The organism is Marivita sp. (genome assembly GCF_017643905.1).
Classification (GTDB): domain Bacteria; phylum Pseudomonadota; class Alphaproteobacteria; order Rhodobacterales; family Rhodobacteraceae; genus Marivita.
This window is the reverse complement of the sequence record NZ_JAEPMO010000002.1, coordinates 13,502-27,730: the sequence shown is the minus strand read 5'-3', so window position 1 is coordinate 27,730 and position 14,229 is coordinate 13,502. Positions and strand designations below refer to the sequence as shown.

Below are 14,229 nucleotides of genomic sequence, written 5' to 3'. Positions count from 1 at the left end.
GTTTTTTCGCACATACCAACAGTTGTGAGCCCTCCCGCGATGCCCTAATCCTGTGCCCAACAAGATATTCCAAAGGGGAGAAAACCATGACCGACGGACCCGACTACGGTTTCGACACGCTTCAGATCCATGCGGGCGCTCGGCCCGATCCGGCCACCGGCGCCCGGCAGGTGCCGATCTACCAGACCACTGCTTACGTGTTCCGCGATGCCGATCACGCTGCGGCGCTCTTCAATCTTCAGGAAGTGGGCTACATCTATTCCCGATTGACCAACCCGACCGTGGCAGCGCTGCAGGAACGGGTTGCGACCCTCGAAGGCGGTGTCGGCGCGGTCTGCTGTTCCTCGGGGCACGCGGCACAGATCATGGCGCTTTTCCCGCTGATGGGGCCGGGCAAGAACATTGTCGCTTCGACACGCCTCTACGGCGGCACGATCACCCAGTTCAGCCAGACGATCAAACGCTTCGGCTGGTCCGCGAACTTTGTCGATTTCGACGATCTGGACGCGGTCAAGGCGGCGATCAACGATGACACCCGCGCGGTGTTCTGCGAATCCATCGCCAACCCGGGCGGCTACATCACCGATCTTGATGCGATCTCCGCGATCTCGGACGACGCCGGCATTCCGCTCATTGTCGATAACACGTCGGCCACGCCGTACCTGTGTCGCCCGATCGAACATGGCGCCACATTGGTGGTGCATTCGATGACAAAGTACCTCACCGGCAACGGCACCGTGACCGGCGGTGTCGTGGTGGACTCGGGCCGTTTCGACTGGTCCGCCAATGACAAGTTCCCGTCGCTCAGCGCGCCAGAGCCCGCCTATCACGGTCTCAAGTTCCACGAGACCTTTGGCCCGCTGGCCTTCACCTTCCACGGCATCGCCATCGGTCTGCGCGATCTGGGCATGACGCTGAACCCGCAGGCGGCGCATTACACGCTGATGGGGATCGAGACGCTGAGCCTGCGGATGCAGAAGCATGTCGAGAACGCGATGGAAGTGGCGTCCTGGCTTGAAACCCATGACGCGGTTGAGGCCGTGACCTATGCGGGCCTGCCGTCCTCACCCTACAACGACCGGGTTGCGCGGATTTGTCCGAAAGGCGCGGGTGGGTTGTTCACGGTAAAGCTCAAGGGCGGCTATGACGCCTGTGTGAAGTTCGTCGACTCGCTCGAGATCTTCAGCCATGTGGCGAACCTTGGCGACACGCGCAGCCTTGTGATCCACTCGGCCTCGACCACGCACCGCCAGCTGACACCGGAACAGCAGGAAGCGGCGGGCGCGGGTCCGAGCGTGGTCCGTATCTCCATCGGGATTGAAGATCCGGCTGACCTGATTGCCGACCTGAACAAGGCGCTGAACGCCTCGAGATAGGATGTTTGCCCAGCCTCAGAGCCGGACATAGTCTTTTGAATGAAAGAAGATTTAGCGGGCCCCTCCTGAACGTCAGGTGGGGCCTGTTGTCTTTGGCAGGGATCTCGGCGGAACAAAACAACCCAACCTCACGTTCTCCTCACAGATCCCATTGGACATTTCAAAGGAGAACGCCATGACATCGGTCAAACTGATGACAGCTTCGGCCACAGCACTGATGATCGCCCTGAGTGGTCCGGTGGCGGCCCAACAGGCAGAGGGGACTCTGCCGCCGGGTCAAATGAAACAACTGCTGCAAGCGCTGGTCGATCAGTGTGAAGCCGACGCCGAGCAGCCGAACACGTTGAACTGCACGCTTGTCGCAGCGGCATCGTCCGACCCCTCGCTTGAACCGCAGGTTGTGGACATGGCCGAGTCCATGTTGGAGGCAGGCGTTGAATTGCCTGGTGTGAATCTGGAGCAATTCCTTGCCCGTGGTGCAAACGCACAGGACGAAAGCACCGCAGCGACCGCCGATGCGTCCCCGGCACCGCAGCCTGCCGATACCGCTGAGAGTGCTGTCGAGCCGCAAGCCGAAACTCAGGAAACCGATGCTGAGGTTGCTGAACCTGCGTCGCCCAATGCAGCCCCCGAGACGGAAGAGCTGGCTCAATCGCTCGAGGAAGAGGCCACTGATCCGGAGCAGGCCGTGACTGCGGACGCGTCGACTGACGCAACCGCGATCGCACAGACTGATCAAGAGACCGCGCAGGATACGGAGACACCTGCCCAGACTTCCGGTGAAACTGCCAATGACGATTTGGCTCAGGCCCTTGAACAGGGCAACGCTTCGGAAAACGAAACCGCGTCGGCCGATGAGCCTGCTGATCCAGCAGCCGACACAGCAACTGCCAATTCTCCGGAAGTTCCTGAGCTCGACGCAGAGGCTCAGGCTGCCGCCGTGGCGGAAAGCGAAAACCGGGCGATGCAAAGTGCCGCTGCGGGAGCGGGGTCTGATGCAGAGGAACCTGAGGCGCGACAGGAGACCGTGACGCAGGACAACGTGCGCCAATCCACAGAAGATTTCGAGACGGATGTGACGCAGGCACCGGAGACCGAAACCAACACGGAAACACAAGAGGCGCGCAACGAAGACGATGACGATGATGACGGCATCGACCCGATTTTTGCCTTGGGCGCTGCAGCTTTTGGGGCGGCTGTTCTTGCCGATATCCTGCAAGGCGATGATGAAGTCGTCTCGAACAGTGGCGACCGTGTGGTTATCGAAAACAACGGTCAGTATCGTGTCTTGCGCAATGACGATGTGTTGCTGCGCCGTCCCGGTGCCGAAATCACGACGTATGAATACAATGACGGGTCGACTCGCAACGTTGTGAGCTATGATGACGGCACGGTCGTCGAGACAGTGCGCGCCGCCAATGGTCAGGTTCTACGCCGGACCCGGACGTTGCAGGACGGCACCGAAGTCGTCCTGTTTGACGACACACGGGAAACCGAGCAGGTGGTGGTGAACGACCTGCCGCAGACCACGGAATCCGGAACCCGGAACCGCGTGATCTACGAAGGTGGTTCGGATGCGGATCAATTGGAACGGGCGCTGGCAACGCAATCGGACACTCAGATCACGCGCCGCTTTTCTCTCAATCAGGTTCGGAACATCGACCGGGTGCGCGAACTGGTGCCGGAGGTGACGGTGAGCAGCATCAATTTTGAGACCGGTAGTGCCGCTATCCGTGCCGAAGAGGCCGAAGAACTGCGCGCCTTGGGTAACGCGATGCGCGTCGCCATCGACCGCAATCCCGGCGAGGTGTTCCTGATCGAAGGCCATACCGATGCGGTGGGGAACTACGCATTCAACCTTGCGCTTTCGGATCGCCGCGCCGAGTCGGTGGCACTGGCCTTGACCGAATATTTCGATGTGCCGCCAGAAAACATGGTGCTTCAAGGCTACGGTGAAGGCGATCTTCTGATCGAAACGCAAGTGTCAGAGCGTGCCAATCGCCGTGCAGCTGTGCGTCGGATCACGCCGCTGTTGCAGGGCAGCTGAACAGGTTAACCGCGTTAATTTTTGAGTTGGGGCAAAGGCCGGGTAATATCGCATTCCCCGGCCTTATCTCTGGGATGGCATGCTCAGACGGTGATCGCCTGCATCACCTGCGGCTCGATCACATCCACCTCCGGCAATGCGCGCACCAGACCTTCAGCGGATTGCTCTAGCGCGGGGAAGGTCCGGTAGTGACATGGGATCAGCGTCTTGAAGTCGAAATACCGTTTCGCCGCATAGGCCACGCCTGCCATGTCCATCGTGTAGTAGCCACCTGCTGACAGGATACCGATATCGGGTTTGTAGTAATCCCCGATCCAGTCCATATCGGCCATGATCGACGTATCGCCTGAGAAATAGAGCGTCTTGCCATCGCCGCGCAGGATGAAGCCAGTCTCCATCCCCATGTAGCGCTTTGTGCCGTCGACCTCCATCGATGAGGAATGCGAGGCGGGTACCAGTGTCGCCGCCACATTGCCCAAGGTGATGGTTCCGCCTTTGTTGAAAGCATGTCCCTTGGTTGCGCCCGCAGCGTACAGAGTCTGCGCCAGTTCAACCATGCCCGACACCGGCGCACCGGTTTTTCCCGAGATTTCGACGACATCGGCGGTGTGATCGCCGTGCCCGTGGGTCACAAGGATATGCGTCGCTCCCGCAATCGCCGCTTCCTTGTCGTGTCCCTCCATCATCGGATTGCCGTTCAGCCACGGGTCGATCAGCAGCACCTGATCGCCAACCTCGATCCGGAACGATCCGTGCCCAAGCCATATGATGTTCATCTGAATGCCTCCTTTTTGGTTGTGTGAAGGCTAGCACAGACGCCGCCACGGAAAAGGCCCTCCGGCATTTTGATCCATGTCAATTAAATCAGACGCACAAGATGTCAGGATAAGTTGACATAAACTGGGAGAGTCGCCATGCGCATTTTGTTTGTCCATCCGAATTACCGCTCTGGCGGTGCCGAGATCGCGGGCACCTGGCCACCGGCTTGGGTGGCATATCTGTCTGGCCATCTGCGACAGGCGGGGTTCGACGACATCCATTTCATTGATGCCATGACCGACAACGTGTCTGACGCTGATCTGGCCAAGCGCATGGAAGAGATCAAGCCTGACGTGGTGGGTGTGACCGCGATCACCCCGTCGATTTACCGCGCCGAGGATGTGCTCAAGGTCGCGAGCGAGGTTGTGCCGAACGCCGTGCGGATGCTGGGCGGGGTGCACGCGACCTTCATGTACAAGCAGGTCCTGTCCGAGGCGCCGTGGGTCGATGTGATCGTGCGCGGCGAGGGCGAGGAGATTTGCACCGAACTGATGCTCGCCATCGAAGACGGGCGCTGGCCTGCGGACAAGCACAATATCAAGGGTCTCGCCTTCATGGATGGCGACCAGATCGTCGCAACCCCGGCGGCGAGCACGGTCAAGGATCTGTCCAAGATCAAACCCGACTGGACCGTTCTGGAGTGGGACAAATACATCTACATCCCGCTGGGCACGCGCGTGGCGATCCCCAACCTTGCGCGTGGCTGTCCCTTTACATGTTCCTTCTGTTCGCAGTGGAAATTCTGGCGCGACTACCGCGTGCGCGATCCCAAGGATGTGGTGGATGAGATCGAGGATCTGGTGGAAAACCACGGCGTTGGCTTCTTCATCCTTGCCGACGAAGAACCAACCATCAACAAAAAGAAATTCGTCGCCTTCTGTCAGGAACTGATCGACCGGGGCCTGCCGGACAAGGTCAAGTGGGGCATCAACACCCGCGTGACCGACATCTACCGCGACCGCGATCTGCTCAAGTTCTATCGCAAGGCGGGTCTGGTGCACGTGTCGCTTGGCACCGAGGCTGCGGCGCAGATGAAGCTCGATATCTTCAACAAGGAAACCAAGGTCGACGAAAACAAGACCGCGATCCGCCTGCTGCGCGAGGCTGACATTCTGGTCGAAGCGCAGTTCATCGTGGGTCTCGACAACGAAACGCCTGAGACGCTGGAAGAGACCTACCAGATGGCGTGGGACTGGCAGCCTGATCTCGCGAACTGGTCGATGTACACGCCGTGGCCTTTCACGCCGCTCTTCCAGGAGTTGAAGGATCAAGTCGAAGTCTTTGATTTCAGTCGCTATAACTTTGTTACACCCATCATGAAACCTGCCGCGATGGAGCGCGGGGAATTGCTCGATGGCGTGATGAACAACTACCGCCGGTTCTACATGAAAAAGGCGCTCTTCCATTACCCATGGCGGGGCACTGGCTTCCGGCGGAGGTATCTGCTGGGCTGTCTTTACGCCTTCCTCAAGGCGGGTGTGGGGCGCACGTTCTACGATCTGGGCAAAGTGGGCTACACTGGCCCGCAATCCAAGAACAAGCTCGACTTCCAATTCGACGACAGCCGCACCATCGCCGAGGCGCAGATGGAGGATTGGGTGTCCTCTGCCGACAAGGCCGCTGCGGCCAAGGAACGCCGCGAAGCAGTTAAGGCGCAGATGAAGGAACGCTCGGCCGAACGCACGCAGGATTTCAAGATGCCCAATGGGGCCGAGATCAAGGCCTGCGGAGGGGGTTCGCAGCAAATGGAGGACGTCTGAGGATGCCCGCGCAACTAGCCACGCTGGCGCGCTGATCGGGCCCAACGCCATCCTGCAGCTTCTGCCACAGATCGAACGGATCGGCGGCGAGGCGCGGGTGGTGCAGATGCTGGCCGAAGCAGGGGTGTTCGAGGTGCCGGACGGCACGCAGATGATCCCCGAAGGCGATGCGGCGCGGCTCCATCAGGTGTTGCGCCGGGATGAGCCCGAGATGGCGGCCGAACTTGCCGCTCGCGCTGGGCGGGGAACAGCCGAGTACATCCTTGCGCATCGCATCCCCAAACCGGTTCAGGGTGTGCTCAGGCTGTTGCCTGCGCCATTCGCCGCCCGTGCCTTGTCTGCGGCCATCGGCAAACATGCCTGGACCTTTGCCGGGTCAGGCGCCTTCACGGCCATCAGCCCATGGAAGTTTGAAATCGCTCACAATCCCATCGTTCAGGGCGAACACAGCGACCTGCCGCTCTGCCATTGGCATGCCGCCGTGTTCGAGCATCTGTATCGGTCTTTGGTGCATCCCCGTGCCCAATGCATTGAAACGGCCTGTTGCGCGATGCCGGGGCATCAGGTTTGTCAGTATGCGCTGACAATCGGAACCCACTGATAACGCAGAAAATCTTGAACAGTCTGACATTCCTGCTTTGCCTGCGCAGGATTGGGCGTTATCGTGCGCCGGACATGCGACTTTACAGCGGCTGACACCCTTTAAACCGCATGAAGACCTGTGCTCAGGGGTGGGTGCAGGTTTGTTTTTTTGAGAGATTGGTCGAGGGACGCGTCACTGGGGGGCAGCGCGTATGAATATGCAGAAACCAAGCGGTGCAACGCCGTTTCCGTCACAAGCTGCGACCGACCACGAGGCGCGGTTGTCCGATCCTGCGCGGTTGTCGGCTTTGGACGCGACCGGAATCATGGACAGTACGCCGGAAGAGGGGTTCACCCGCGTTGCGCGCCTTGCAACTGCATGTCTTGGTGTGCCGGTCGGACTTGCGTCATTCGTTGATGCAGACAGGCAGTACTTCAAGGCACAGTGTGGACTGCCGGGAGGCGCGAGCGCCGTGCAAGAAACGCCGCTCAGCCATTCGCTCTGTCAGTATGTCGTGTCGCATGACCGTGCCTTGGCTGTGTCGGATGCCCGCGATCATCCCTTGCTCAAGGACAATCTGGCGATTCCGGATTTGGGCGTTGTGGCTTATCTCGGCATCCCCATTCACGCGCCAAGCGGTGAACCCATCGGCTCCTTCTGTGCCATCGACAGCCAGCCGCGCACCTGGACGCACGAGGATGTGTCTGTGCTGACCGATCTTGCCGCGATGATCGAAACCGAATTGCAGCTGCGCCATGAGCGCGACGGTATGGAGACGCTGGCCCGCGAGATGAATCACCGGGTGAAGAACCTGTTTTCCGTGGTCGGGGGCATGATCTCCATGACCGCCCGCAGCGCGGACACTCCTGCTGATATGGCCCATGTCCTCAAAGGACGCCTGTCCGCGCTTGATATCGCGCATTCGATGGTCAGCCCGGCACTGTCCGATGGCCGGGGCGATGCGGAAACCCTCGACCTGCATGCGCTTACCGAACGGCTGGTGAGTCCGCATCTGACATCCGGTCAGGCGCAGCTGCATATCGATCTTCCGGAACTGCGGCTTGCTGGGCGGCCGGTCACCGATCTGTCCCTCGTCATTCATGAATTGGCCACCAACGCGGCCAAATACGGCGCGCTGTCCCGCGGGGACGGGCGGGTCTCGATCACCGGCGCGCAGCAGGGCGAAACCGTCCGGATCGTCTGGCACGAAGAGGGCGGACCAGAGATTGTTGCAGCACCAACCGACAAGGGCTTCGGCAGCAAGCTGATCGAGGCGACGGTCGAGCGCCAGATGAACGGCGCGCTGGACAGCGATTGGCGCAGTACCGGAGTGGTCCATTCGCTTAGCCTGCCGCTTTCCGTGTTCGAGGTCTGAGACCGGAGTCATGCCGCTTCTCCACGCATGTTGGACTTGCAATGGCGCATGTCGCGGTGAAGCGGCGGTTGCGCCACTTGAACCCACCCCCGTCTACAGCTAAACGCTGCGAAAGATCCGCTATCTGCAGAAACCGAGGGGACCTCGCCTCATGTCCATTGACATCGAAACCGCCGCCCGCGTGGCCAAGCTCGCGCGCATCCGCGTCGAAGAGGACGCACTGCCCGCACTGGCCCAGGAATTCAGCAACATTCTCGGCTTCATCGAGCAGCTGAACGAGGTCGATGTAGAGGGTGTCGAGCCGATGGTCAGCGTGGAGCCGATGCGCCTCAAGCGCCGCAAGGACGGCGTCACCGATGGGGGCATGCAGGACAAGGTTCTCGCCAACGCCCCCGATGTCCGCGAGGGCTTTTTCGCCGTGCCGAAGGTGGTGGAATAATGACCGATCTGACCAAGCTCAAAATCGCCGAGGCCCGCGACGCGCTGCGCAAAGGCGACGTGTCCTCCGTAGACCTGACCGAAGCCTGCCTTGCAGCGATCGACAAGGCCGATGCGCTGGGCGCGTTTGTGCACAAGACGCCCGAAATTGCCATGACGCAGGCCAAATCCGCCGACGCCCGGATCAAGGCCGGGGATGCGCCAGATCTCTGCGGCATTCCCCTCGGGATCAAGGATCTCTTCTGCACCAAGGGTGTGCCATCACAGGCCGCAAGCGCCATTCTCAACGGGTTCAAACCAGAATACGAAAGCACCGTCACCAGCCAGTTGTTCGACGCGGGCGCAGTCATGCTGGGCAAGCTCAACATGGACGAGTTCGCCATGGGGTCGTCGAACGAGACCTCGACCTATGGCAATGCCATCAACCCGTGGCGGCGCGGCAATGACGACACCGCGCTCACACCGGGCGGCTCATCCGGTGGCTCGGCCTCGGCCGTCGCCGCGGACCTCTGCCTTGGCGCCACGGGCACCGACACCGGCGGCTCCATCCGCCAGCCTGCCGCCTTTACCGGCATCACCGGCATCAAACCGACCTATGGGCGCTGTTCGCGCTGGGGCATTGTGGCCTTCGCGTCCTCGCTCGATCAGGCCGGTCCGATGACCAAAGACGTGCGCGATGCCGCCATCATGCTCGAAGCCATGTGCGGCCACGACCCCAAGGACAGCACATCCGCCGATCTGGCCGTGCCAAATTTCGAGGCGATGCTCACCGGCGACATCAAGGGCAAGGTGATCGGCATCCCGCGCGAATACCGCATGGACGGCATGCCTGAAGAGATCGAAACGCACTGGGCCGAAGGCCGCAAGATGCTCGAGGATGCAGGCGCGCAAATCCGCGACATCTCGCTTCCGCACACCAAATACGCGCTACCCGCCTATTACGTGATCGCACCCGCCGAGGCGTCGTCCAACCTCGCCCGCTATGACGGCGTGCGCTACGGTCACCGCGCGAAACTGGCGCAGGGCGACGGCATCACCGAGATGTACGAGAAGACCCGAGCCGAAGGCTTCGGCAAAGAGGTGCAGCGCCGCGTCATGGTCGGCACCTACGTGCTTTCAGCGGGCTTCTACGACGCCTATTACAACCGCGCACGCAAGGTCCGCACCTTGATCAAGCGCGACTTCGAAGAGGTCTTTGGCCAAGGTGTGGATGCGATCCTGACACCGGCCACGCCGTCTTCCGCATTTGAGCTGGGCAAGGAAGTGACCGACCCGGTTGAAATGTATCTCAACGACGTCTTCACCGTGACGGTCAATCTCGCCGGACTGCCGGGCATCTCGGTGCCGACCGGGCTGGACAGCCAAGGCCTGCCGCTTGGGCTGCAACTGATTGGACGGCCGTGGGAAGAGGGCGATTTGCTGAATACCGCCTACGCATTGGAGCAGGCGGCGGGCTTTGTGGCAAAGCCCACCCAATGGTGGTAACTTCACGCCGAATGAGGCAGGACATGATCCAGACACACGGCATTATCCGCGCATTGGCCGGGGGCGCAGCGCTTCTTGTCGTGACCGCGTGCAGCCCCAGCATTCCAGACAGTGCCGTGGGCTTCGACCGCATCGATGGCTACCAGCAACAACGCGACGCTGTGCTCGAAGGTCGTGCAGCGCCGACCACGATCGGCCCGCCGCCCACGGTGACTGGAGCGCCGCTCTCGGCCACAGGTCCTCTTGACGCTGCCGATCTGGAAGCGCGCCGCGCCAATTCCGGTGTCGATCCGGTGCAGGCCTCGCCGGGCAATCCCGCTCCTCAGATCGTGGCCAACGCAGCCGGGATATCCGAGGAAAACAACTTCGACGCTGTTGCCAACACCCGCAGTATCGAAGGCGATGCCGCGCTGATCGCGCAGAACCGTGCCCGGTATCAGGTCATCGCGCCTGAGGCATTGCCCACGCGGCCCGGAACCAACACGCCGAACATCGTGGCATATGCGCTGCAAACCACGAACCCCAAAGGTGCGCCGATCTATCGCCGGTCGTCCTTTGCGTCGGAAAACCGGCATCTGCGCAATTGCGCGGCCTTCACCTCGGCGGACCTGGCGCAAGAGGAATTTCTCGCTAATGGCGGGCCGGAACGTGACCGGCAGAACCTTGATCCCGATGGCGATGGCTTTGCCTGTGGCTGGGATCCGGCACCGTTCCGCGCGGTGCGCAACTGACGCCGCTCTGGCATCCCTCGCCAAATTGCGGGCCGCGGCGGGACGGCGCGCGCCCTGACCTGATCGTCCTGCACTACACGGCGATGGACTGCGCAGAAAAAGCGCGCGACTGGCTCTGCCAAGAAGAGGCGCAGGTCTCGGCGCATTACGTGATCGCCCCAGATGGCACGGTCTGGCAACTGGTTAACGAAGCGGACCGCGCGTGGCATGCAGGTGCGGGCGTGTGGGGGCCGGTGACGGACGTCAATTCCCGGTCCATTGGTATAGAGATATCCAACACCGGTAGCACGCCTTTTGCTGCGAAACAGATGGATGCGCTGGACGATCTGGTTGCGGGTATCATGGAGCGGAACGCCATCCCGCCGGAGCGGGTGATCGGACATTCTGACATGGCACCGGGTCGCAAGATCGACCCCGGCGCGCGCTTCGATTGGCTGCGCCTCGCGCGGCAAGGGCTAGCCATATGGCCTGAGGCCAAAGGCTCCGGAGATTTCACCGAAAACGCGCGCCGCTTTGGCTATACCGCCGACGTCCCGCTCGACACACTGCTGCACAGCTTTCGATTGCGCTTTCGTCCCAATGCCTCAGGCCCGCTGGACGACACCGACCGCGCGATCATGGCCAATCTCGCAAACCGTTGGCCTGTCGCCGCGTCCTGATCTTCTCTGGTTTCAAAATACTTCGGGGGTTTGGGGGCAGCGCCCCCAAGTGTTTCCGCCTGCGGAAACACGCGATGCGTCGACGCATCGCCCGCGCCTTCAACTCAACTCATACGGCAGGATCCCCCGCCGATGCGTCTGGATCGTCAGCTTCCGCTCAAGGGGTGGGACGGACCTTTGATGACAGTTCGACCGCTCACAGATGCGGCAGGAGATCCCGATGGGCTCGAACGCCCCATCCCGCGTGAGGTCCAGCCCGTCCGCGTAGACCAGTGCGCCGGCATGTTTGACCTCGCATCCAAGGGCGATGGCGTAGCGCCGCACTGGTGCCCCGAAATGCCCGCCGGTTTTCGACACGTCGCGCGCCAGCGAGATATAGCGCACCCCGTCCGGTGTTTCCGCCAATTGACGCAGGAACCGGCCGGGTGTCTCGAACGCCCGGTGCACGTTCCAGAGCGGGCATGCGCCGCCGAAACGCGCGAATTGCAGGCGGGTGGCGGAATGGCGCTTCGTGATCGTGCCCGCCTGATCGACGCGGACGAAAAAGAACGGAATGCCCTTGGCACCGGGCCGTTGCAGCGTCGAGAGACGATGCGCGACCTGTTCGATCGATGCTCCAAAGCGCCGCGCCATCAGTTCCAGATCGTGCCGCGTGTCCTGCGCCGCCTGCAGGAATTGGCCGTACGGCATGACCGCCGCCCCGGCAAAGTAGTTCGCCAGCCCCAGCCGGGCGATGTCCCGTGCCGCATCCGACTGGAAGCGCCCCAGATCAAGCGTGGCATCCAGCAGCTTGCCATGCCGTGTCAGCGCGAGTTGAAGCATCATCTGGAAGGTCTGTGTCTCAGGGGCCGCGAGCGAGGACAGCGTCAACTCGTGCCGCAACTCATCGAACCGGCGCAGGTCGGGGACATTGGCGAACCTCACATGCAGGCCTTCGTTTTCCAGCCCGCGAAGGGCGGCGCGCACCCGGTCGGTTCCGGTCAGCTTGGTTGCAACGTGTTCGGCGGCTTTGTCCACGGGGTCGATGTAGTTGTCGCAATAGTGAAAGAAGTCTCGCACCTCTTCCCATGGGGAGGGCTGAAGCTGTGCGCCCTCGCGGCCCAAAGCCTCGTCCAGCGAGGCAAGCCGCTCGTGGGTCTGCCGATAGGCGCGGTGCAATTCCAGAAAGGCCCGTGCCAGCCCTGGCGCGTTCGATGCTGTCAGGCGCAGATCGGCAACCGGGGGGGCTGCATCGGCAAAGACCGGGTCTGCCAGCGCCTCGCGCATGTCCGAGATCATGCGCTCTGCGTCGCCCTGACCCAGTTCGGTGACATCGACGCCGAACTCCTGCGCCAGCGCCAGCACCACGGTCGTGGACAGCGGGCGCTTGTTGTTTTCCATCTGGTTCAGATAGGGCAAGGAAACGCCCAGCTTGGCTGCGAAGTCGCGTTGCGTGATGCCCAGCCGGGTGCGGATTTCACGCAGCTTGGCTCCGGCATAGAGTTTCTGGGTGGGCATGGCATCCTCGGCGCTTTGCAGTTTTGCAACCTGTCAGGCCCGAGTTTGCAAATTCACCTCGCGCTGTCCAGCCCCGCGAGCCGCACAGATCGCCAGATCACCAGCTGGATTGCGATGATGGCGCAGACCGCCGTGGCCAGCATGATCCACAGCAGCGGCCATGCGCCGGTGCCCGGCACCAGCAACGCGCCTGCCAGAGCTGACAGGCCCGCGCCGCCGCCCAGCATGATCGCGCCTCCAAGGCCGGACGCCGTGCCCGCCAGATGCGGACGTACCGACAGCATACCCGCTGTGGCGTTGGGGATGGTCATGCCATTGCCGAGGCCCACAAAGGTCATGAAGCCGAAGAACGTCCATTCCGATCCAAGGCCAAGCCAGAAGACCAGCATCGACAGAAGGATCCCCATGCAGTTGATCAACGTGCCCAGCATCACCATCCGGTTGACACCCATCCGCGCCGAGAAACGGCCCGAGATGAAATTGCCGCAGAAATATCCGATGGCCGGTGCGCCGAAGAAGAAGCCAAGCTGGGCTGGGGACATGCCAAACACTTCGGTGCCCACATAAGGCGCGCCGCCGAGATAGGCAAAGAACGCGCCCGAGGACATGCCCGAGGCGATCGCATAGCCCCAAAAGCGCGGGCTGGTCAGCAATTCGGGATATTGCGCGAATTGTTGGCCAAGGCTAAGCCCGCTGACCTTGGCGGTTTCTCCCAGATCGCTCCATGTCAGCCAGAAGAGGGCAAGGCCGAGGATCAGCAACAGCCAGAAATTCGCCTGCCAACCGAAATACTGGTCCAGCACGCCACCAAAGGCGGGGCCGATCATCGGCACCACGGCCATGCCCATTGTCACGTAGCCGATCATGGATGCGGCTTGATCCTGCGGGACGCAATCGCGCACGACCGCGCGGCTGAGGACCATGGCGGTCACGATCACCGCTTGTGCCATGCGGAAGCCGAGGAAGGTGTAGATGTCGGGCGCGTAGATGCAGCCCAGCGTGGCAACGCAGAAGCCGCCGATTCCCCACAGGATCACCGGGCGGCGGCCCATCTTGTCCGAGATCGGGCCAATCAGGATCTGCAGAACTGCGTTGACCGCCAGATAGACGGCCACGGAGAGCTGCATCAGCCAATATTCGGTCTGGAAATAGGCCGTCATATTGGGCAGGGACGGCAGGAAGATGTTCATCACCAACGCCGAAAGACCTGCGAGCAGGATCAGTGTGACAATATGTGGCGGTGTGGAGCGGTCGAGAAATCGGACCTTAGAGGCGTAACTCATACCCCATCGCTACGCCTGCGGTTGCGGATTGTCCATATCGGCAAGCGTAACGATACAATTTGCTGATTTGCAATTTGCAAGACCTCTTCTTTTCATGGTTTGCAAATTTGCTCATTAGCGCTTGAGGCTTTGCCGCGGCGCAGTATGTTCGCCGCAAAGCGACAAAGGGACGGTCC

General features: G+C 61.4%; 12 protein-coding genes. 9 read left to right on the top strand and 3 right to left on the bottom strand.

What is annotated here, in order from left to right; genetic code table 11:
• Positions 1–86: 86 nt before the first annotated feature.
• Together JJ869_RS00550 and JJ869_RS00545 are read left to right on the top strand one after the other, a co-directional pair.
• Positions 87–1,376: an O-acetylhomoserine aminocarboxypropyltransferase/cysteine synthase family protein gene (locus JJ869_RS00550; RefSeq protein WP_292263943.1), complete on the top strand. Its 1,290-nt coding sequence runs from the start codon at positions 87–89 to the stop codon at positions 1,374–1,376.
• A 175-nt stretch (positions 1,377–1,551) separates the two neighbouring features.
• Complete coding sequence (locus tag JJ869_RS00545; RefSeq protein ID WP_292263941.1) at positions 1,552–3,423, top strand: OmpA family protein; 1,872 nt, start codon at positions 1,552–1,554, stop codon at positions 3,421–3,423.
• Between the two features lie 83 nt (positions 3,424–3,506).
• Here the strand turns inward: JJ869_RS00545 and JJ869_RS00540 are convergent, their stop codons facing one another.
• Positions 3,507–4,199, bottom strand: coding sequence for a metal-dependent hydrolase (locus JJ869_RS00540; RefSeq protein ID WP_292263939.1), 693 nt, complete (start codon positions 4,197–4,199; stop codon positions 3,507–3,509).
• Between the two features lie 138 nt (positions 4,200–4,337).
• Here JJ869_RS00540 and bchE point away from each other — a divergent pair, with 138 nt between their 5' ends.
• The 7 genes from bchE to JJ869_RS00505 all read left to right on the top strand — a co-directional run bounded on the left by bchE (position 4,338) and on the right by JJ869_RS00505 (position 11,273).
• Entirely contained in the window at positions 4,338–6,002 is a 1,665-nt protein-coding gene (gene bchE / locus JJ869_RS00535) for a magnesium-protoporphyrin IX monomethyl ester anaerobic oxidative cyclase (protein ID WP_292263937.1), read from the top strand.
• Positions 5,947–6,603: a bacteriochlorophyll 4-vinyl reductase gene (gene bchJ, locus JJ869_RS00530; RefSeq protein WP_292263935.1), complete on the top strand. Its 657-nt coding sequence runs from the start codon at positions 5,947–5,949 to the stop codon at positions 6,601–6,603. Before bchE ends, bchJ begins: the two co-directional genes overlap by 56 nt.
• A gap of 193 nt (positions 6,604–6,796) precedes the next feature.
• Positions 6,797–7,960: an HWE histidine kinase domain-containing protein gene (locus JJ869_RS00525; protein ID WP_292263933.1), complete on the top strand. Its 1,164-nt coding sequence runs from the start codon at positions 6,797–6,799 to the stop codon at positions 7,958–7,960.
• Positions 7,961–8,111: 151 nt separating this feature from the next.
• On the top strand, positions 8,112–8,399 hold the full coding sequence (gene gatC / locus JJ869_RS00520; protein ID WP_292263932.1) for an Asp-tRNA(Asn)/Glu-tRNA(Gln) amidotransferase subunit GatC: 288 nt from the start codon (positions 8,112–8,114) through the stop codon (positions 8,397–8,399).
• On the top strand, positions 8,399–9,883 hold the full coding sequence (gene gatA, locus JJ869_RS00515; protein ID WP_292263930.1) for an Asp-tRNA(Asn)/Glu-tRNA(Gln) amidotransferase subunit GatA: 1,485 nt from the start codon (positions 8,399–8,401) through the stop codon (positions 9,881–9,883). The genes gatC and gatA overlap by 1 nt, the downstream gene beginning before the upstream one ends.
• Positions 9,884–9,906: 23 nt before the next feature.
• A complete protein-coding gene (locus JJ869_RS00510) occupies positions 9,907–10,614 on the top strand; it encodes a hypothetical protein (RefSeq protein WP_292263928.1) in 708 nt (235 codons plus the stop codon).
• 83 nt (positions 10,615–10,697) lie between these two features.
• A complete protein-coding gene (locus tag JJ869_RS00505) occupies positions 10,698–11,273 on the top strand; it encodes an N-acetylmuramoyl-L-alanine amidase (protein ID WP_292263926.1) in 576 nt (191 codons plus the stop codon).
• A gap of 99 nt (positions 11,274–11,372) precedes the next feature.
• Here JJ869_RS00505 and JJ869_RS00500 read toward each other — a convergent pair whose 3' ends face one another.
• Both JJ869_RS00500 and JJ869_RS00495 read right to left on the bottom strand, forming a co-directional pair.
• Positions 11,373–12,770 carry a helix-turn-helix transcriptional regulator gene (locus JJ869_RS00500; protein WP_292263924.1) on the bottom strand — a complete coding sequence of 466 codons (1,398 nt, stop codon included), beginning with the start codon at positions 12,768–12,770 and terminating at the stop codon, positions 11,373–11,375.
• Between the two features lie 53 nt (positions 12,771–12,823).
• Positions 12,824–14,053 carry a multidrug effflux MFS transporter gene (locus JJ869_RS00495; RefSeq protein ID WP_292263922.1) on the bottom strand — a complete coding sequence of 410 codons (1,230 nt, stop codon included), beginning with the start codon at positions 14,051–14,053 and terminating at the stop codon, positions 12,824–12,826.
• Between the last annotated feature and the right edge of the window lie 176 nt (positions 14,054–14,229).